This window comes from Niallia sp. FSL W8-0177, from assembly GCF_038006285.1.
Classification (GTDB): Bacteria; Bacillota; Bacilli; order Bacillales; family Cytobacillaceae; genus Niallia; species Niallia circulans_A.
Genome location: NZ_JBBOUX010000001.1, coordinates 1,953,771 through 1,972,808, shown reverse-complemented (window position 1 = coordinate 1,972,808; position 19,038 = coordinate 1,953,771). Strand labels below are relative to the sequence as shown.

Below are 19,038 nucleotides of genomic sequence, written 5' to 3'. Positions count from 1 at the left end.
TTTTCTAATCATAAATGATTAGATTTACGATATGTTTTATTTGGCTAGACTATTATAAAATTAATAGGACGAAGATCTGGGAGGGAAAAGGAAGATGACTATAATTGGTGTGCATCATGTGCAAATAACCATTCCTAAAGGAATGGAACAAAAGGCTAAGGATTTTTATTGTGGCGAGCTAGGTATAAAAGAAATAGCGAAGCCTGCATCCTTACAAGGAAGAGGGGGTTTTTGGCTATCTCTAGGAAATATGGATGTACATGTTGGAACAGAAGAAGGATTTGATCGTTATTCAACTAAGTCCCACCTTGCTTACCAAGTAGATAGTATGTTGGATTGGAAAAATAAACTGAGTGATCTAGGAGTAGAAATAACTGATTCTATTCCTATTGAAGGCTATGAACGGTTTGAGTTTCGTGACCCATTTGGAAATCGCGTGGAGATTATCGAAAAAAAGATATCGGAATAATTAATAGGCTAAACTAGTAGTAAAATGCGAAAAGGAGTAAGCGGATGAAAGAAGGATATATAGAGGTTACAGGAGGAAAAGTATGGTATATCATACATAATGAGACAGCAGAAGGGACTCCACTGCTTATTTTACATGGAGGACCAGGTTCTAGCTCATACTCTTTACAAGGGTTAAAGGACTTGGCAACCGATCGACCAGTCATATTATATGATCAGTTAGGCTGTGGAAAGTCAGATCGACCAGATGATGATTCCCTATGGACATTAGACAGGTTTGTCGAAGAAGTCGTGCAAGTTCGTAAAGGATTAGAATTGAAAAAAGTCCATATTCTTGGCCATTCATGGGGCACAACTCTTGCCGCTGCTTCTTATTTTAATAATCGAGAAGGAATTAGCAGCATTATTTTCTCCAGTCCGTGTTTAAGTGCACCATTGTGGGAAAAAGATCAAAAGAAAAATTTAGCTTTATTACCACTAGAGGTGCAAGAAACGATCAGAAGCTGTGAAGAAAACGGAACGACAGATACACCTGCTTTTCAACAAGCGATTGAAGTGTTTAATGATCATTTTGTATGTAGATTAAAGCCCTATCCAGAGCATTTAGAACAAGGAAAGCACTTTAGAAATCCACATGTGTATCAAATAATGTGGGGACCTTCAGAATTTACTGTACAAGGGAACTTAAAAACATTTGATTGTACGGAACAGTTATCAGAAATTTCTATACCAACATTGTACACATGTGGGCGCTATGATGAAGCAACACCAGCATCAACAGAATATTATAGTAGCAGAACTCCACATGCATCTTTTCATGTATTTGAAGAAAGTGCCCATATGGCCTATATAGAAGAACCTGAGCAGTATAGACAGGTAATGAATGAATTTTTAGCGCCATTAGACAAGTTATAAAGCGGTGCTAGGAAGCTGAAAGGTCGAACAGATCTTTTGGCTTTTGTTATACCATAAGAAAAAAAGCTAAAAATCTACTTTCTCTTTCTGTTTTTAGGTGATTATTGGTATACTACTGAATAGAGGTTCTACATCTAAAAAGATGTAAAAACGATTTTAAAAGTAAAATGAGGGACAATGCGTGGAAAAAAAATCATCAAGAAAGCTTGCAAGGTATTCACTTCTTATTATGGGATTGGGGTTTATCCTGACATTTCCATTTCAAGATAATAGTTGGATACATTTAATTCATGGCGGTTTTGAGGCTGGACTTGTCGGTGGTCTAGCAGACTGGTTTGCCGTTACAGCACTATTTAGACATCCTTTAGGTTTGCCAATCCCACATACTGGTTTATTACCTAAAAATAGGGATAGGATGGTAAATGGGCTAGTGACTGTTTTGAAAAAGGATTGGTTATCAAAGGAAAGTATCCAGGATAAAGTGAAGAATATTCCTTTTACCGAAAAAATCACTGCTGCCATCAAAACAAGAATAGAAACAGAGCCAGTAAAGAAAGCAATGATAAAGGCTACACAGCAAGCAATTAGAAATATAGACGTTGAAAAAATAACTCCATTTGTGCGTAAGCAAATGTCAGCAGCTTTATCAGATGTACAAATAAGTAATATTCTACAGCTGCTTACAAAGCAATTAATTTCAGAAGAAGTGGATAAAAAAGCATTGGATCATGTTCTAGTAAAAGCGGAAGCTTGGCTGCGAAAAGAAGAAACAGCTCTAAAACTTGGTTCTGTTTCGATGAATGTGTTAAATAATGTTGAGGCAAGCGGCATGCTGCAATTTGCGTTAAAGACATTGCAGAATATTTTAACAGAAGAAAAGTTAGGGCAAATTGTCCAAAATCTTTGCTTAAGTGGAATGCGTAGTCTTCAAAAAGATGGGGAGCAAAACCGTGAAGCATTGGTTCACTACATTCGTAAGGAAATTGAAAGCCTTCCAGAAAACGAGAAAGTATTAGCAGGAATCTATACATGGAAAGATAAAGTCCTTGATTCGCTTGAGTCCAATCATACAATCTTAACAAGCCTCAAGCAAGCACAAGAGAAAGCAATCGAACTTCTTGAAAATGAGGAGTTTATGGAAACAAAAGCTCTTCCATTTATTCTTCAGCTAGTGGGAAAAATTGAAGAAAATGGCGAAAAGATTGATCCATGGATTATTCACCAAATTTCTCATTTTATTGAGAAAAACCATGATCAAATTGGCAATTTAGTAAAAGAAAATCTGGATAAGCTGGATAACGAAACACTTGTCGATATGATTGAGAATAATGTAGGCAAAGATTTGCAATGGATTCGGGTAAACGGAGCCGTATGCGGATTTATTATCGGTCTGTTTCTAAGTGGAATTCAGTTAGTGGCGAATATTTTATAAGAAGATAATAATTGAAAACGGCAAACAAAACCAATGCATAGTTTTGTTTGCCGTTTTAATTTGTTTAATAACGATTATATTCCAATTTAATAGGGGGGACGCTTTTGAAAGTTTGGTTTTGAGAAGCTTTCAGATGAGAAAAATAAGCTAAGACTCAATAAACCAGTAATTCCACCTATACATATAGATAATACGAGATAATCCTGTATGCTGTCCTCCAAAAATCGCTACATCAAGAACGTACTGAAATAAACCGATAAGTCCCCCATTAACAGCACCAATCACGATTAGCATTAAGGCAAATTTCTGTAATACACACATCTTTTAACCTCCTATTTGTTTAAGAAATTTACTAGTATGTTTATCCCTCTTTTATAAAATTAAAATACAAGAAATATTACCAGTTTTTGAGAAAAAGAACTATAATAAAAAAAGACTTAATTTTACAAAACATGTTTGGAGTGAAAAAATGAAAGGGATACAAACACCGATTTGCAGTGCTAGGATAGCGGTTGTCTTTAGATAAAGTTCTATTATTGAAACGAGCAACTCCAGTATTTAAGATATGTGGTGTTGCATAGGGGGAAGCCTAGAACAGGGGGAAAAAGCTTAGGAAGCAGTTTAAGAGAGGTAAAGGAAGAAACAGGTATTACCAAGCTAGCCCTTTATAGTTCGAATACATTTGACCAAATATATTCGCCTGGAGAAAACTCCCTATATATTACCCCAGTATTTGTTAGCTTTATAGAGGAAAATCAAGATGTACGTTTAAATAATGAGCATAGTGACTATAAATGGTTGTCTTTTGAAGAAGCAAAGGAATTCGTAACACTGCCAGGAAATAGAGGTTCTTACCTTTATCGAAAAGAACTTTATTAAGAAAAAAACTACGGAATGGTTACGTATTAGAGGGGAAAATGTGGGAGAGTAAAATGATAACATATATTTACATGGTAAGACACGGTGAATCGCCAAAAGCCCAAGGAACAGAACGAACAAGAGGGTTAACAGAAAAAGGAAAAGAGGATTCTGAACGTATAAGCAAAATGCTACAAAAGGAAGAAATTGATCTTTTTGTTTCCAGTCCTTATCAACGTGCTATCTTAACCATTAATGATTTAGCTGCAGCCTTGGGCAAAGAGGTGTTCATTATGGAAGATTTAAAAGAAAAAGTGTTTAGTCTAGATACTGTTCCATTAACTAATAATGAATTGTATCCATTTCTTAGTAAATCGTTTTCGAATCCAGATTATGCGTTAGCTGGAGCTGAGTCTAATAGAGTATGTCAAAAACGGGCAATAAAGGTTTTAAAACAGTTACTAACTACATATGCAGGAAAAAAGATCGCAATCGGAACCCACGGTGTAGTAATGACGTTAATGATGAGCTACTACGATAGGCGGTTTGATTTAGAATTTTTACTTCATACGACAAAGCCAGATATTTACCGAATGAAATTTATGAAAAATGAATTAGTAGACGTGGAAAGATTGTGGGAGTGATTTTAAGGGGAGGACTTTCTTATGAATGAGCAAAGTGCGACTAATAAAGCGGCATGGGAATATCGTGCCTATGAATTTTGGATAAAGCGAGATGGCCGCCCAAAGGAAAAAGCGAAAGAAATAAGGAAAGACCCTCGAGCAAGTTTAAAAAAGCATCAAGCATTATTAGAGAATGTTGAGGGGAAAAAGATAGCAAATCTATGTGGATCAAATGGCAGGAAGGCAGTGCCATTAGCACTGTTAGGAGCTGATGTGACAGTCTTCGATATATCAAAGGAAAATGAACAATACGCGAACGAGCTAGCTTATTATGCTAATACTTCCATAAATTATGTGGTAGGAGATGTTTATGACATCGATTTACAAACATATGGAGAAACGTTTGACATTCTCTATTTGGAAGGGGGAGTACTCCATTATTTTCATGATTTAGATCAACTTATGTCCCTTTTATTTTCAATTTTAAAAAAGGATGGCACAATGATTCTAAGCGATTATCATCCTTTGCTGAAATGCTTGAATAAAGATTTCTCGGCGAAGCACACTTATTTTGATACGGAAATACATTCAGGCGATATCGCATATAAACATTTTTTCCCTGAAGAAGAGCAAGATGGTTTTCACGATGTTTCTCTCCGCTTTTATACACTTAGCGAAATTCTTAATGCAGTTATTACGGCTAGGTTTACATTAGATCGATTTGAGGAACATCCTGGATGGAAAAAGGAGAATATTCCATGGGAATTTACGATTATTGCCAGGAAATGAATTGAGAAAATGATAATGAAATTTCACATGCTTATTTGATGGAAAGGGAACGATAGGATGAATCGCAAAATGAGGAAATCCCAAAATAATAAAGCTATTTATGGTGTTTGTGGGGGGATTGCTGAGTTTTTTGGAATTACGCCACTAGGTATTCGCTTAATCTTTATAATCACTATGCCAGTATCCATTCTAATTTATATTATTTTAGTAAATAGTATGTCTGATTCCCCGAGAAGCTTGTAAATAAATTACTAGGAGATTTAGAAATGATTAATGCATTAAAGTCGGATTGTCAAAATTGCTTTGGATTATGTTGTGTAGCATTGCCATATGGAGAATCAGCAGATTTTCCCTTTAATAAAGAGAGCGGGATACCATGCAGAAATTTATGTTCAGACAATGCTTGTTCCATCCATGATAAATTGAGAAAAACAGGATTCCGCGGCTGTGTATCATATGAATGCTTCGGTGCAGGGCAGCATGTATCCCAAACCATTTATAAAGGGAAAGATTGGCGGAGTGGTAAGCATGCAGAAGAAATGTTCCTTATCTTTCCGCTTGTTCAACAACTACATGAAATGCTCTGGTATCTAAATCAAGCACTTACGTTAAAGGAAACTGCTTCTTTTCGTGACAAACTTCAACTTATTTATGATGAAACCGTTGAACTAACGGAAAGAACACCGCAAGAGATTTTAACAATTGATCTTAATTCCCATCGAAGGAAAGTTAACGAGCTCTTAATTGCTGCAAGTATAAAGTATAGAGGGAGTAGGACGAATAAAGGGAAAAAGAGGTTGAAAAATAAATCGGACCTTATAGGGGCCGATTTAAAAGGATTAGATTTACAAGGGGAAAATTTTCGAGGCAAGCTGATGATTGCTGCAAATCTAAGTAATAGTGATTTGCGAGGAGCTGATTTTATTGGTGCGGATCTTCGAGACGCTGACTTAAGGGCAGCAAACCTGGAAACTGCGCTCTTCCTTACACAATCGCAAATTAATTCCGCTATTGGCGATGTTCATACTAAAATACCAAACTATTTAGAAAGACCCAAACATTGGATAGAGAGAGAGATTTTGTGAATATTTATGGAGCTTTTTTATGGAATGTGCTCTTTCTTAACTGAAGTCCTAAACCGGCTTCATATTTTTTCGTTTAAAAGGAAAGGACAAATTTAGAAATGCATACATATTCATATAGCTACTAATTGTTAGATCATCCATAGAAAGAGGCGATATTACATGGTGAGACTAAATACTTTATATCAGCATAAAGTAAAGGGCTGGCAATCAAAGCAAGTTATTTATCAAATTCCTCCCTCCATTGGAGAAACAATTGTCATTGAAAAAGCTTATTACAAAATTGTGAATATCATCCATTACAGCGAGGAGGGCTCTTTAGAGGTAATAGCGGACACTGAATAATAACTTACAGAAAAAAGCTGTGAGATAGGTAGAAATATTTGTTGTTTCTTAAGACCAAATACCCATAGTTTCCATTATCCCTATTAAAGATGTCTAATTATCTTCATTTAAGCTATAATAGTAATAGACACACTCGAAAAGGAGAATGTATGAAAACAAAGGCTAAGATTAAAGGTGTAAAGTATAGCACAGATTACAAATTTCCAAGGTATAAAGTGAAGTTAGAAACACCTGAGGGGAAAGTATTAATCATTGCCTTCGATCATACTTTAGCTTCCAAAACAAAAGGGTATGTTCCATTAAATGTTAATTATGATGGAGAAGACATGGGGAATAAATTGTCATGGTATTCTAAAAAAATTGAAAATATGACTATTAATGACTTTTTAAGAATTTTAGCTGGTAAAATTGATAAGTTTTATAAAGTTAGTTAAGGAGACTCTCTGTTTGAGAGTTTTTTTTATTATTGCAAAGATAACGCTTACAAAAGAAGAGATGCTTCATATTATATATTAGATAATCGAATAGGATAGGAGCATGTATATGATATTCGAAGCGTTCCCATTGCTAGTGAAGTTTTTATTTTACCTAATATTTATTTTATCGACGAATCATACTTAACAGGAGCAATTTTCTATGTTTAAAGAAAATCTTGTTACTGAATACAAAATATTCAAATGCAAAATTATTTGCTGAATTCTAAACTGAATTTAGCTTTTTTTTATTAAGTAATCACGATATAAAGAGTACTATGATAACGGAAGAAAACTATTTACGCTTAAAAAGTGAATCCTATGGTATATCTATATCGTCTAACTTGCGAATCTATAAGGGGGGGAAGAAGTGATTTCGAAAAGACTAGAACATTCATTATTAAGAGAGCTAGAAGAGAATGAATTAGAAGAGCTGTTAGAAGAAATTATGATTTTGTATGGTGATGAACTGACAAGGTTGGCTTATACATATGTAAAAGATATAGAAACGGCAAAAGATATTGTGCAAACTGTTTTTATTAAGTGTTATACCCATTTAAAGACGTTTAAAGGAGAAGCAAAATTAAAAACATGGCTTTACCGAATTACAATCAATAAGTGTAAAGATCATATAAAAAGTGCCTATGCGAGGCGGTTTAGCTTATTTAAGAAAGATATAAATCATAAGAGCGCCACTATGCCGTCACCAGAAGAAGAAGTAATGATTCAAACGATGCAAGCAGAGCTAAAAAATATAATTTTAAGTCTTCCGCCAAAATATGCTGAAGTAATCCTTTTATACTACTATGAAGAGCTAGATATAAATGAAATTGCAGATATTCTCCAAATTTCTAAGAATACTGCGAAAACGAGACTGAGAAGAGGTAGAAAAAATCTATTGCCATTTCTACATAAGGAGGAATTCAGATGAAGAATGATTCCAAAGTTATAAAAGAGACACTAGGTGATGTTATGGAAGATGTAAACTTTTCTGAAAGTGATCGACAGAAAGTTATATTCGAAGTGAAAAAGTTGGAGAAAGAGAATGCCTCGCATCCTAATATACTCCTTTTATATAAAAAGCATATCGTAGCAACTATCACGTTTTGTTTATTTATCTCGATGCTGCTGACTTTTCCAAAATTGTCTCCAACTCTTGCAAACACACTTTCCTCTCTCCCTTTTATCGATTCAATTTTCAAAGCATATGGGGATGGAGGGTTAAAGAAAGGGAAGGAAAGCAAATTAGTATCAAATATTGTTGCCACATCGAAAAGTGATGAGGTAGAAATGACGATAGAGGAAGCAATTTATGACGGGGAAAGAATCTCCTTTAGTTATGTAGTGGAATCAAAGGAGCCAATAAGAGAGTATCAGATTGATAATTTTAATGTTTCCTTTAAGGAAGAGGCAAGCGCAGCTACAGGTAAGTTAACAGATGGGAATTATGAAATGGTGACTGCCAATAAAGTAGCTGGGATTGGAACAGTTATTTTTTTACAAAATGAGGAATTACCAAAGGAAATTGAAGTTCATCCCTATTATGCATTAGTAATAAACGGAAAGTATGAGATTTTTCAATTTGAATTTAAACTTAGCAAAACGGAAAACGTAAAAACGATTGCTCCGATGATTACGAGACAAAGCAATGAGAGTGAGTTTACTGTGAAGGAGATCAAAAGAACGCCAATCACTACTGTTGTTAATTTGAGCTTTAAAGGTCCGGTGACGAAATTCAAAGATAATATGATGATGTTTCGACTAATCACAAATGAAGGAGAAGTAATTCCTTGGATTTCCAATACCAATGGCTATGGTGGAATCACAATAAAGGGTAATTTAGAAGTAATGGATTCTATTCAAGAATCATTTGAAGGGTTAGAGAAAAAAAATACAGATTCGGTGACTATTCAACCAATAATCGCCAATAATAATCAGACTAATAGTCCAACTGAAAAACCATTTAGAGGAAAGGGGACTAAATTAGATTTAGACGATTTGGGAAAAATCAATATTATTGGCGTTAAGTATACGGGAAATGTAATGAAAATAACGTATGAATTAAATAGCCAATTTCCTTTTCTACATTCGAATTATTTTACATTAAAGGATCATTTGGGAAAAGTATATTATGGTGCTAATACATCCAAAACTTTTAAAGAAAAGGATCATTATATTATCGAAGAAGAATTTATGAATATTCCCAGACAAGGGCTAACGATTGAATATATGCAAGAAGAAGCTCCTCGAATATTAACAGATTTAGAAATTGAAGTTCCGTTAAAATAATCTTAGAATGAAAAAAATGGAATACTAATAAACTAGACCAAATTGCATAGGATTTGGTCTTTTCTGATTCCTATTGTAGATGAGTTTGCGAATAAAAAGAGATATTTTTAATGTAAGATTTATATTGCATTCTATCGTTGTATAATGTAAGATAAATCTAACAAATTGTTAAATATATATTTCATTGTGTAGGTGAGTATATGGCAAGTAAAATGAAACTAGCAAGAATAGAAAAAGGTTTAACACAAGAGCAGCTTGCAAAACGAGTGAATGCCACTAGGCAGACTATCGGGTTGATTGAAAAAGGAGAATACAATCCTAGTCTGAATTTATGTATTGCTATTGCTAAAGAATTAAATACAACATTAGATGATTTATTTTGGGAGGTCGAGTTGTCATGAGATCTTGGATATCTTTTTTATTACCTAATGATGAATATAAGGAAAAAAGGATTTTGTACTTTTTTTCAGAAGGAGCAATAATCCTTTTGCTTATCCTTGCAGGAATGCTTATTTTGAATAACTATGTTAATTTAGATGCTAAAACATCTCTATTACTACCTATTGCGATATTTCTCCTTTATGTGTTAGGGCGGTATATACTATCTGGTATTGAGTATGCAGATATTGCAACAGAAGATTCCTATAAGAAAGAATTAAGAAGTATTGTGATGAAAACAAGTAGTTTTGTTATTTTATTTTTCTTGTTTTATGTTATTTTTTTAGGTTTGCCAGCCAACATAAATGAATGGATGGAAACAATTGTGTTAATAGTGTTCGCAGGTTTGCTATGGTTTTTCGTTAACTACATTTCTTTAAAACGTTCTTATAACAAAAATAAGGATTTGCTATAAACAATTTATATGTTCATTTGTTAAATAATAAAATAAACAAAGATTATGAAGATAATAGAATCCAAGCATTCCTTGTTTGCTTTTTCGGTGCAAGAACACAATGTTTTTGCACCGCTTTTATTATATTGTCGCTATCACAGCGCTTCAAACCATTTTCCAAATTTACGAATACAGGACTCTTCTTTCTTTTCTTCATATATATGGAAATCATCTTCCGTAAATTCAGCAAGTGTTTTATTAAAATGGTTGGGAATGAAAATATACCAGAGATCAGACCATTTATTATTATTATCTAAACCTCTTATTTCTTCAGCTATCGTTCCTTGTGATTTGCTCGCAAAGTATGTTATTTGTTCACCATCATAATAGGCCAAACACGATCTAAATTCGCAAGCACGGTTATTTTCCTCTTTTAGTAATTTTAATATACCAGTAATACCGATAGTATCTAACATATGGTTTACATATGCTCTAGGAAACCCGTTTAATTCTTCGATGAAAAAGCCGGAATCTAAAGCAATGCATGGTCTCTTAACGATTTCATATGCTTGCAAGACTTTTTGTTTAGCAATCTCTTTAATATCGTCAGTACGTGGCTCGCTTAACTCTTCCTGTATAGGAGTCACTTTTATATTTTTTAATTCCTTTTCAGCAGATGCAACTTTTCCTTTGTTGGTTGTTACAAATATAATTTCCTTCATCAAAGTGTCTCCTTGTGTTCGTAAATTACTTAATGAATTTTCCTGTTCTTTTAATATAACAAAATTTATAGAGAAAAAGAGAATTTTAGCTGATCGGTAAATAACTTTTTTACATTTTCATATAATGATCATAAAGAAGGGAGAAGAATGAATCCGATTGTTGTTATGATAATAATAGGATTGGCTGTTCTTATAGATTATTTTTGGCTTGATAGAAATAAAAGCAGATGGGGATGGATGAAAAACTGGTCTAGCTTTGGCAAGGGGCTATTCTTTTCAGTGTTTATTATCATTTCTATATTAATTTATGTTGGATTAAGTGCAGTATATTTTTAAGGATATTCGTTAAAAAATGAGATTAAAGAACAAATAACTATAGCAAAAGTGATGCATCTTAACCTTGTTTGTAGCTAGAATAACAAATGAATATGCGATATGATAGACTCAGGAATCAAAATGAGATTATTGGCAATAGAGTGTATGTTGGAGGATGAATATGGAAGTTTTTGCAGAGTTTTTAGCAGGGATTGATAATCCCGAGCATCGGGATCGAACAGAAGAGGTCTTGCATTGGGTAATGAAAAAATTCCCCAGTTTAGTGCCGAAAATTGCTTGGAATCAGCCGATGTTTACGGATCATGAAACATTCATAATTGGCTTTAGTATTTCAAAGCAGCATTTGGCAGTCGCACCTGAAAGAGCGGGAATCATCCAATTTTCAGATGAAATTGTACAAGCAGGCTATGATCATACGAAGCAGCTCGTACGAATAAAATGGAGCAATTCCGTTAATTTTTCTTTATTAGAAAAAATGATTGACTTTAATATTACTGATAAAGCAGATTGTAAGACATTTTGGAGAAAAGAGTAATAATAGAAGGGTGTACTTGTATGGCAAATAGAAAATTAAATCCACAGGTGGAGGAATTTTTAAGCAAAGATAGCCAGTGGCAGGAAGAATATGTGAAGCTACGACAGCTTGCTCTTGAGTGCGAAGAGCTGACCGAAGAATTTAAATGGATGCATCCATGCTACACTTATAAAAATAAAAACATTGTGCTCATTCATGGATTTAAAGAATATTGTGCTCTTTTATTTCATAAAGGTGCTCTCTTAAAGGATCCTCAAGGAATTCTAGTCCAACAAACAGAAAATGTCCAGGCAGCGCGGCAAATTCGCTTTAAGAACTTACAAGAAATAATGAAAAGGGAATCTGCCATAAAAGAATATATTCTTGAAGCAATTGCAGTGGAAAAATCAGGTTTGGAAGTGATGGTAAAAGAGCACAAAGAATACAGTATTCCTGAAGAACTTGAAAGGAAATTTGAAGAAATACCTGCATTAAAAACTGCTTTTGAAGGATTGACACCAGGGCGCCAAAGAGCTTACATTCTTCATTTTTCCCAGCCAAAGCAAGCAAAAACAAAAGTAACAAGGATTGAAAAGGCAATGGAGAGAATCCTAAATGGCAAGGGATTAAATGACTGCATTTGTGGCCTTTCCCAAAAAATGCCTAATTGTGATGGCTCACATAAATTTGCCGGCAAAAAATAGTCGCAAAGGGACTGTATTAATGTTTCTGAAAGGAAGCTGAGAACTGTCTTTTTTGTTTTATTTGAAAAAGAAGGAATTTTCTGTCTAAACATAGAATTATTCATAAAAATATGTTTAGAGAGGTGTAAGAATGGACCAAATTAGTTGTATTTCCTACATATTGCATCAGTCTCGCGAAGAAAACATACAAAAAATAGCAATTGATCTATTAATTGGAGACATTTCGTTAAAAGAAGCAGAAAAAATTTCTCCTAAAGTGAAGAAAGAGCTGAAGAAGGCAGAAGCATTGTATAAAAGCCATCGAGTTGATTTAAAGGCGGTTTCCGTATTTGTACAAGACTTTATGTTTGTAACAGGATAGTTTATTGATAAATAAGTCTATTGTTAAAGTATTTCTTTCCATAAGAGATACTTTTTATTTTACTCTGTTTTTTTATAAACAATAAAAAACAAATAATTATTAATAAAAATTTATTGTAAAACGATAAATTATATGGTAATTTAAAATAGAAATAAATTAGTGAGGTGTTTTTGATGAAACAAGTATCAACGCTCTTTTTAAAGATTGCTGTTATTCTTATTGGCGTACCTATTCTGGCCTTATGTATCTTCTTAGTACCAGAAATCGGAAATTTTGCTGCTGAGTTGTATCCAAATAATGCTTATTTAAAATATCTGATAATGTTTGATTTTTATGCAGCAGCAATTCCTTTCTACTATGCATTATATCAAGCATTTAAACTGTTAAACTATATTGATAAGAATGAAGCATTCTCGGAGTTATCCGTTAATGCACTAAAGAAAATAAAAAACTGTGCTCTTTCTATAAGCGCGATTTTTGTGTTGGGATTGCCGCTATTCTACCTTTTAGCAGAAAGGGATGATGCGCCAGGAATTATTTTAATTGGACTTGTTCTGATTTTTGCTTCGATGGTCATTGCCGTTTTTGCAGCAGTGCTTCAAAAGCTATTAAAAGAGGCAATTGATATAAAATCAGAAAACGACTTAATCGTCTGAGGTGATACAAATGGCAATTATAATAAATATTGATGTAATGTTAGCAAAAAGAAAAATGAGTGTAACAGAATTATCGGAAAAGGTTGGAATAACAATGGCTAATCTTTCTATTTTGAAAAATGGAAAGGCAAAAGCAATCCGTATTTCAACATTGGAAGCAATTTGCAAAGCATTGGATTGCCAGCCAGGCGATATACTGGAATATAGAAATGAAGAGGAAATCTAGTGATAAGAGCATTAAAGCAGCTTATTTGTTTCGGGTGGCAACAAGCTTTAGCTTGTGTTTTTCCTATAGCTATTTTTGCATCACTGGCAATGACAAAAATGATAGAACTTCCCTTGTTACCAAGATACGATTGGCTGCTTCTTATCTGTCTTTTTATGCAGTGGGTGATGGTCCGTACTGGTTTGGAAACGATTGATGAGTTAAAGGTTATAACCGTTTTCCATTTGATTGGACTTGCCCTTGAGCTTTTCAAGGTTCATATGGGTTCATGGTCTTATCCAGAAGCGGGCTTTACAAAAATTTTTGGCGTCCCTCTCTATAGTGGCTTTATGTACGCAAGTGTTGCGAGTTTTTTATGTCAGGCATGGCGGAGGTTAAAGGTAGAGCTAGTAAATTGGCCATCTTTTTTAGTTGTTGTGCCACTTGCTGCTGCTATATATTTGAACTTTTTCACCCACCATTTTTGGATAGATATTCGTTGGTATTTATCTGGATTAGTCATAATCGTATTTTGGAAATCCTGGGTATTTTACAAGGTAAATGGCATTAAATATCGAATGCCGCTAGCACTCTCTTTTGTACTGATTGGATTTTTTATTTGGATAGCGGAAAACATTGCAACTTATTTTAGTGCATGGGAATATCCCAATCAAAAAGATGCTTGGAGCCTTGTTCATGTTGGGAAAGTGAGTTCATGGCTATTATTGGTGATAGTTAGCTTTCTTATTGTGGCAACTTTGAAGCTGGTTAAGGGGAAAAAAACCAGCTTAAATAATGATGGGAAATAAAAAGCGTAAACAGATAGCTCCTTGATGTGAATGAAGTCTTGGAGCTATTATTAAATTTATTTTAGTCTTCCTCATCAGCTTCATTCGAGTACACTTCTTTTCCTACTCGGATCCATTTCATCATATTTTGTTTATCTGGATAAGTTTCCTCTAAGTAATTGTATTTTCTAAAAAGGCTTGTCCCTTTTTCGTTAATCTAGCTGGATTTAGGGAGAAAAAGGTATCGATTCTAAGTACTCTTTCAATAAATCCTTCATTTTCTAAAAAAAGGATGAAATTTTCAAATTGCCGCTGTTGCATATCATAATCTTTTGCTGTTGGTAAAGCAATGCCCTTATGTATCTCTCTTAGAACGCTGTAGGCAGCCCTCATTTAGAAACTCCTTTTTTCTTTATTTTAAACTTTCACATTTAAATCATTTCGAGTAATCGCATAGATAAAACTACAAATACTACCAATAAAACCTATCATTATGGCAAACAATTGATTATGTCCTTCTATTTTAAAACAAAGCTCCATTATCATGGTCTGGATTAAAATAATGAAAAGTCCACTAATAGACTGAAAAATAAGAGCTTCAAAAAGTTCATCTATCTTATTTTCTATTAAAAATAAGATAGCATAAAGAAATAGATAACAAAAAAGCTCGCGAAAAAACCTTTTATCACATTTATCATAAAAAAATCCTCTAATTTATTTTTGAACTATTCGATATTTTACCAAAGAACAGAGCTAATATGTTTTAAAAGCAATAAAATAATAAATCCATCTCATCCTTATAAGGGTCAAGGATTGCAGGATTTCAAAAAATATACTAAGGAGGATAGAATCTAATTTTAGAAAATTTAGTAGGAAAAAGCAAAACTAGCGTTTGAGGGAGTCAAGTCTTTCGGGATTTAAAATTATCAGAGACAGCATTTGAATGAAGAGTTATTTAGGAAAATAAAGGAATATAAGTAGGTCTTTGGTATTTAGCTATTTTTCACCTTATCATTTTCCATTCCCTCATTTATAATATATGTATGTAAAATATTTACATGGCAGGGAGGGAGCCATTTGAATGATAGAAAACAGTTAAAGGCGTTGGCAATGAAAAAAATAGCTCAGCTCATGGATTCTTTATCCGATGAATCAAAGGATAAATATCGTACGGCAATCCATGCGTTTGCTGACTTATATCTGGAGGACGAGCTCGTCTTTCGGGAACTCTATTTTGCTTATAAGCAAGGGCTCCGTTCCTATGATATAAAGAGCACCAACCAGGAGGCCATTTATTATAGAAAAGAGGATAAGGAGCATGTGATTCAGTTTAGACAGTCCCATTATCGTTTACAGGACCATCTTTTCTTCCCCTTCGTTACTTCCTGCATAGAAATAATGAGAGAAGTGCTGCCATTAGGGTCAGTTGTGGAACTGAATCCCCTTTACTTTCTGCCAGAACAGCAAACTTCTTCAGCAGCCAAAATTGTCATCACCAAACGTTATACCGTTCCAACAGGTTATCAAACGTTTTTTCCGTACGGCGGTGTGGTTTATCCTGTAGGAGAAATGAAGAAAGATGCCATCCTTTATTTCACAGAGCCTTTGATTACAAATGTCCTACATATGGGTTTTAAAGATGAGATGGAAGAAGCATTTGAACTGCTTATGAAAGAAGAGCTAGTTGTAGAAAAAAAGATGACATCAATTGAGTTTTCCGCACAGGACATGCAATCGTTACAAGTGGAAATGGAAAGAGCTGGTGAAAGATAATGGCAAACTATACGTCAAGCTTTTCCTCTAGCTTAGTATCAAATATGATCTCTTTTTTGGAAGATGCCAAAGAGGGCATACAGAAAAATTTTGAGCAAATGGATTTAGAAAATGCCTCTGTCGAAGAAGAGATGCGGGAAAAAATAGAAGAAATGATTAGAGAACTGAATCGACTGATTGTCGCTATTGAATCCGTTCCTTTTAGATGAGAAAATAGGAGAGAGGAGTTTACCATTGGGAACCGCACAGATAAAGATGGATATCCGTGAGTTACAGGCAACTTTACAAACCCTGCAATCCAGTATCGATGAGTTTAGTAGTTACACAGACACCTTTCGTACAGGCACAAGAAATCAGTTGAAAAACTTTCATTCTGATTTCATCGATAAAGTAGATGCTATTCTGGATCATATGAATAATGATGTAAATAAAGAGTTAGTAAAAAATATGCATGCTGTCTATACAGCCGGTAAAAGCATATTGGAAGAAATGACAAAGGCAGACGAAGAAATCGGCAAGGACATTCGGAGCGGCCAGTCATGAAAAGGGACTTAAAAATTAACTATGGGATTCTGGATCAGATCATTGAACAGCTTCATACATATAAGCGGGCTCTTCATCAGATGCAGACTTCTCTCCATACGATAGCAGGCTATACAGAGAGGAACGCGGGAAAGAGTCTGGAAGCCTGGGAAGATCTTATGCAGGAATCCAAGAAAAATATCCAAAGCTACCAGACGCAAATAGAGGATTTATTAACATTGTTTGAAAACTATGTGGCTGATACCACTGCCTATATTACCCCTATTTCCAGAAACAGCATGATGAGAGTCGATCGAAACGATATTTGGGGGAATCTCACCCAGATTGAATGGGGAGTAACCTATAGACTTAGCCGCGCCATTCAGGAAACGTATCGGTCCCCCAGCCTTCTATTTAGTCTGTTTGACGATACAGATATGGAAGAAAGAGAGCGAAGCAGATATAATAAACAACAGCTGGAAAGAATTCGAAATGACATGGAATCTGTTCAATCCAAGCTAAAAAATAAAATGGAAGAGCTGTGGGATCTCTATGAATCAAAAGTAAAAAAGTATGAAAATACAGATGATGAATATGCAAACAAGGCCTCTCAGGTCAAGGATCGCTATACAACTTTCTCTGAAAAGGTAAGCGATGTGATTTCTGTAACAGCAGAGGGAGCTTGGGATTTTGTAAAGGGGCTCGCGGTAGCGATTTATGAGATAGCCAAAGGCCTTATTACGCTTGTGATCGATGCTGGAATCGTAGCCGCATCAGGAATCATTCCAGATTCTATAGAGCCGGATTTTCTAAAAAAAGCTTCTACGAAAAGGATAGAGAGTGCTACAGAAACGCTCGATGCGATTATACACGATCCCGCAATCGTCCTTGAATCGATGGCGCAGTCTATAACAGACACCGCTGAAAAAGAAGGGATCATGTATGTATCGGGAAGTGCAGCCACTTCCTTTATCCCATACGCCGGCCAAGCCAAATACCTTAAGCTGTTAAAAGGAGAAAAAAGTATCAATAAAGCCAGCGGAACCCGCTCAGTCGTTTCACGAAAAACAACAGAATCGCTCCAACGGATCGATGGAAGCAAGAAAGAGAACAGCCTATGGCCTAATGGCATAAAAAATAGTGGAAAACAATATGTCCAAGAAGTCACCCACTTCTTTAGACAAAACTTCATGCCCCATCCGTCCTTCCAACTAAGCACAGCGAATCAGGCTCCTGTCAATGTGTGGAGCAGAGCCACAATAGAAAATCGGATGGATTCAATCGTTCCGGCTTCTTTGAGGAAAGTGGAAGGGAAGGGGACTACTAAGGGTATAGGAAAAGGAGAACAAGTATTAGATAAGGTCAAAACATATGAACAAGCTAGAAACAAGGCACTTGACCTAGTTGGAGATTTAGGACCAAACTCACAGCCATACACAGGTACGCTTAAGTCAAGTGTTGGATATGGTCAAGTTGTTGGTAGGCAGTCTGCTGACGGAAAAGTAAGATGGAGATTAGATTATGACCCTAATAAGGGGACACATATAAATATTGAGGATTTTCGTAATGGTAAAGGGGCTAATGCCCGAAAAATCGCTATCCCATTTGAGGGTAACGAAAGCACCTTTAAATCTTTATTAAAACAATTAAATAGATAAGGGGATTTTAGATGAGTTTATTTGATGAGTGTATTGAAGCACTGGATGAGGATGTACATGTCTTATCTGATAATAATAGAGAGCAAATATTAAGCAATTTTGAAAGTTCTTTTCCATTTGCTGAGTGGGGGCGTATTGAATGGGAGAAAGTGTCTAATCATGCTGCAGTGGATACAGTCGATGAGATAATCTCCTTTTTACACCAAAACATAGATGAATACAGTAATGTTGTTTATATAATTTGGGATGAAGGGACGTTACCAATTATCCAATCTACTTTAGATAAAGTATTTAAAGTTATAGATGATGTTACTGCTGTAAGTTTTGATACATGGATATTTTCACCATCTGCAGGATATGTTATTGAAATATTTCATGATGGTGAAGTAAAAGTAGGATTAAAGTAGAATGGATTTAACCCTCAAAAGAGAATTAATGTTACTCATTTGAGGGTTTTTTTAGTGACGGAGTGCCGAATTAACTGCTTTTTATTCAGAGGATTGAAATAACTCTTGTAAGCCGTATATTATATTTTATTGATTTACATTGACGTACAATTGCTTTAAAATGTGTACCTTATCTAAAGTATTTTATATCCTATAAATAACCTATAAATAATCAGATACCACCATTCCTAACCTCAATACTTTACCTTTGATTTCTCCTTGCCTTTTAAATTTTTCGCAACTTTTA

At 34.7% G+C, this 19,038-nt stretch carries 28 protein-coding genes and 1 pseudogene; 26 read left to right on the top strand and 3 right to left on the bottom strand.

Annotated features, from left to right (window positions below):
- Positions 1-94: 94 nt before the first annotated feature.
- The 3 genes from NST77_RS09655 to NST77_RS09645 all read left to right on the top strand — a co-directional run bounded on the left by NST77_RS09655 (position 95) and on the right by NST77_RS09645 (position 2,815).
- Complete coding sequence (locus tag NST77_RS09655; protein WP_095333786.1) at positions 95-469, top strand: VOC family protein; 375 nt, start codon at positions 95-97, stop codon at positions 467-469.
- A gap of 44 nt (positions 470-513) precedes the next feature.
- A complete protein-coding gene (locus tag NST77_RS09650) occupies positions 514-1,383 on the top strand; it encodes a proline iminopeptidase-family hydrolase (protein WP_123259326.1) in 870 nt (289 codons plus the stop codon).
- Positions 1,384-1,564: 181 nt separating this feature from the next.
- Complete coding sequence (locus NST77_RS09645; protein WP_123259327.1) at positions 1,565-2,815, top strand: DUF445 domain-containing protein; 1,251 nt, start codon at positions 1,565-1,567, stop codon at positions 2,813-2,815.
- Between the two features lie 86 nt (positions 2,816-2,901).
- Here the strand turns inward: NST77_RS09645 and NST77_RS09640 are convergent.
- Positions 2,902-3,136 (bottom strand): annotated as a pseudogene (locus tag NST77_RS09640) (DUF378 domain-containing protein).
- Between the two features lie 246 nt (positions 3,137-3,382).
- Between NST77_RS09640 and NST77_RS09635 the strand changes: the two are divergent.
- From NST77_RS09635 to NST77_RS09585, 11 genes are all read left to right on the top strand, one after another.
- Positions 3,383-3,694 (top strand): NUDIX domain-containing protein, encoded by a 312-nt coding sequence (locus tag NST77_RS09635; RefSeq protein WP_341122933.1) that lies wholly within the window; start codon positions 3,383-3,385, stop codon positions 3,692-3,694.
- A 53-nt stretch (positions 3,695-3,747) separates the two neighbouring features.
- Positions 3,748-4,317: a histidine phosphatase family protein gene (locus NST77_RS09630; RefSeq protein ID WP_341122932.1), complete on the top strand. Its 570-nt coding sequence runs from the start codon at positions 3,748-3,750 to the stop codon at positions 4,315-4,317.
- 21 nt (positions 4,318-4,338) lie between these two features.
- Positions 4,339-5,085, top strand: a complete 747-nt coding sequence (locus tag NST77_RS09625) for a class I SAM-dependent methyltransferase (RefSeq protein ID WP_171509659.1) — start codon at positions 4,339-4,341, stop codon at positions 5,083-5,085.
- A gap of 69 nt (positions 5,086-5,154) precedes the next feature.
- Positions 5,155-5,328 (top strand): PspC domain-containing protein, encoded by a 174-nt coding sequence (locus tag NST77_RS09620; protein WP_235973343.1) that lies wholly within the window; start codon positions 5,155-5,157, stop codon positions 5,326-5,328.
- Positions 5,329-5,351: 23 nt separating this feature from the next.
- The gene (locus NST77_RS09615) at positions 5,352-6,170 is read left to right on the top strand and encodes a pentapeptide repeat-containing protein (RefSeq protein ID WP_341122930.1); all 819 of its coding nucleotides are present in this window, start codon (positions 5,352-5,354) and stop codon (positions 6,168-6,170) included.
- A gap of 159 nt (positions 6,171-6,329) precedes the next feature.
- The gene (locus tag NST77_RS09610; RefSeq protein ID WP_095333804.1) at positions 6,330-6,512 is read left to right on the top strand and encodes a hypothetical protein; all 183 of its coding nucleotides are present in this window, start codon (positions 6,330-6,332) and stop codon (positions 6,510-6,512) included.
- Between the two features lie 149 nt (positions 6,513-6,661).
- Positions 6,662-6,946: a hypothetical protein gene (locus NST77_RS09605; RefSeq protein ID WP_047940534.1), complete on the top strand. Its 285-nt coding sequence runs from the start codon at positions 6,662-6,664 to the stop codon at positions 6,944-6,946.
- Between the two features lie 409 nt (positions 6,947-7,355).
- Positions 7,356-7,916, top strand: coding sequence for a sigma-70 family RNA polymerase sigma factor (locus NST77_RS09600; protein ID WP_249928288.1), 561 nt, complete (start codon positions 7,356-7,358; stop codon positions 7,914-7,916).
- Positions 7,913-9,274 (top strand): DUF4179 domain-containing protein, encoded by a 1,362-nt coding sequence (locus NST77_RS09595; protein ID WP_123257775.1) that lies wholly within the window; start codon positions 7,913-7,915, stop codon positions 9,272-9,274. The genes NST77_RS09600 and NST77_RS09595 overlap by 4 nt, the downstream gene beginning before the upstream one ends.
- A gap of 200 nt (positions 9,275-9,474) precedes the next feature.
- The gene (locus NST77_RS09590) at positions 9,475-9,675 is read left to right on the top strand and encodes a helix-turn-helix transcriptional regulator (protein WP_047940535.1); all 201 of its coding nucleotides are present in this window, start codon (positions 9,475-9,477) and stop codon (positions 9,673-9,675) included.
- Positions 9,672-10,127, top strand: coding sequence for a DUF3278 domain-containing protein (locus tag NST77_RS09585; RefSeq protein ID WP_095333806.1), 456 nt, complete (start codon positions 9,672-9,674; stop codon positions 10,125-10,127). Before NST77_RS09590 ends, NST77_RS09585 begins: the two co-directional genes overlap by 4 nt.
- A 134-nt stretch (positions 10,128-10,261) precedes the next feature.
- Here NST77_RS09585 and NST77_RS09580 read toward each other — a convergent pair whose 3' ends face one another.
- A complete protein-coding gene (locus NST77_RS09580) occupies positions 10,262-10,828 on the bottom strand; it encodes a non-canonical purine NTP pyrophosphatase (RefSeq protein ID WP_123257773.1) in 567 nt (188 codons plus the stop codon).
- 147 nt (positions 10,829-10,975) lie between these two features.
- Here NST77_RS09580 and NST77_RS09575 point away from each other — a divergent pair, with 147 nt between their 5' ends.
- The 7 genes from NST77_RS09575 to NST77_RS09545 all read left to right on the top strand — a co-directional run bounded on the left by NST77_RS09575 (position 10,976) and on the right by NST77_RS09545 (position 14,413).
- Entirely contained in the window at positions 10,976-11,164 is a 189-nt protein-coding gene (locus tag NST77_RS09575) for a hypothetical protein (RefSeq protein WP_095333810.1), read from the top strand.
- 160 nt (positions 11,165-11,324) lie between these two features.
- Positions 11,325-11,699 (top strand): iron chaperone, encoded by a 375-nt coding sequence (locus tag NST77_RS09570; protein ID WP_095333812.1) that lies wholly within the window; start codon positions 11,325-11,327, stop codon positions 11,697-11,699.
- A 20-nt stretch (positions 11,700-11,719) separates the two neighbouring features.
- Positions 11,720-12,382, top strand: coding sequence for a DUF1801 domain-containing protein (locus tag NST77_RS09565; protein ID WP_095333813.1), 663 nt, complete (start codon positions 11,720-11,722; stop codon positions 12,380-12,382).
- Between the two features lie 130 nt (positions 12,383-12,512).
- Positions 12,513-12,743, top strand: coding sequence for a hypothetical protein (locus NST77_RS09560; protein ID WP_095333815.1), 231 nt, complete (start codon positions 12,513-12,515; stop codon positions 12,741-12,743).
- 173 nt (positions 12,744-12,916) lie between these two features.
- Positions 12,917-13,399, top strand: a complete 483-nt coding sequence (locus NST77_RS09555; RefSeq protein WP_095333816.1) for a DUF2975 domain-containing protein — start codon at positions 12,917-12,919, stop codon at positions 13,397-13,399.
- Between the two features lie 10 nt (positions 13,400-13,409).
- Entirely contained in the window at positions 13,410-13,625 is a 216-nt protein-coding gene (locus tag NST77_RS09550; RefSeq protein WP_047940541.1) for a helix-turn-helix domain-containing protein, read from the top strand.
- A 2-nt stretch (positions 13,626-13,627) separates the two neighbouring features.
- Positions 13,628-14,413: a DUF817 domain-containing protein gene (locus NST77_RS09545; RefSeq protein ID WP_095333820.1), complete on the top strand. Its 786-nt coding sequence runs from the start codon at positions 13,628-13,630 to the stop codon at positions 14,411-14,413.
- A 150-nt stretch (positions 14,414-14,563) separates the two neighbouring features.
- Here NST77_RS09545 and NST77_RS09540 read toward each other — a convergent pair whose 3' ends face one another.
- On the bottom strand, positions 14,564-14,785 hold the full coding sequence (locus tag NST77_RS09540) for a hypothetical protein (protein WP_095333818.1): 222 nt from the start codon (positions 14,783-14,785) through the stop codon (positions 14,564-14,566).
- A 684-nt stretch (positions 14,786-15,469) separates the two neighbouring features.
- Between NST77_RS09540 and NST77_RS09535 the strand changes: the two genes are divergently transcribed.
- The 5 genes from NST77_RS09535 to NST77_RS09515 are packed head-to-tail and all read left to right on the top strand — an operon-like array spanning position 15,470 to position 18,752.
- Complete coding sequence (locus tag NST77_RS09535) at positions 15,470-16,165, top strand: DUF4176 domain-containing protein (protein ID WP_095334371.1); 696 nt, start codon at positions 15,470-15,472, stop codon at positions 16,163-16,165.
- On the top strand, positions 16,165-16,374 hold the full coding sequence (locus tag NST77_RS09530) for a hypothetical protein (protein ID WP_095334370.1): 210 nt from the start codon (positions 16,165-16,167) through the stop codon (positions 16,372-16,374). Before NST77_RS09535 ends, NST77_RS09530 begins: the two co-directional genes overlap by 1 nt.
- A 25-nt stretch (positions 16,375-16,399) precedes the next feature.
- Positions 16,400-16,708, top strand: coding sequence for a hypothetical protein (locus NST77_RS09525; protein WP_123257768.1), 309 nt, complete (start codon positions 16,400-16,402; stop codon positions 16,706-16,708).
- Complete coding sequence (locus NST77_RS09520; protein ID WP_341122928.1) at positions 16,705-18,345, top strand: hypothetical protein; 1,641 nt, start codon at positions 16,705-16,707, stop codon at positions 18,343-18,345. Before NST77_RS09525 ends, NST77_RS09520 begins: the two co-directional genes overlap by 4 nt.
- An 11-nt stretch (positions 18,346-18,356) precedes the next feature.
- Complete coding sequence (locus NST77_RS09515; RefSeq protein ID WP_095328973.1) at positions 18,357-18,752, top strand: CDI toxin immunity protein; 396 nt, start codon at positions 18,357-18,359, stop codon at positions 18,750-18,752.
- Positions 18,753-19,038: the final 286 nt, after the last annotated feature.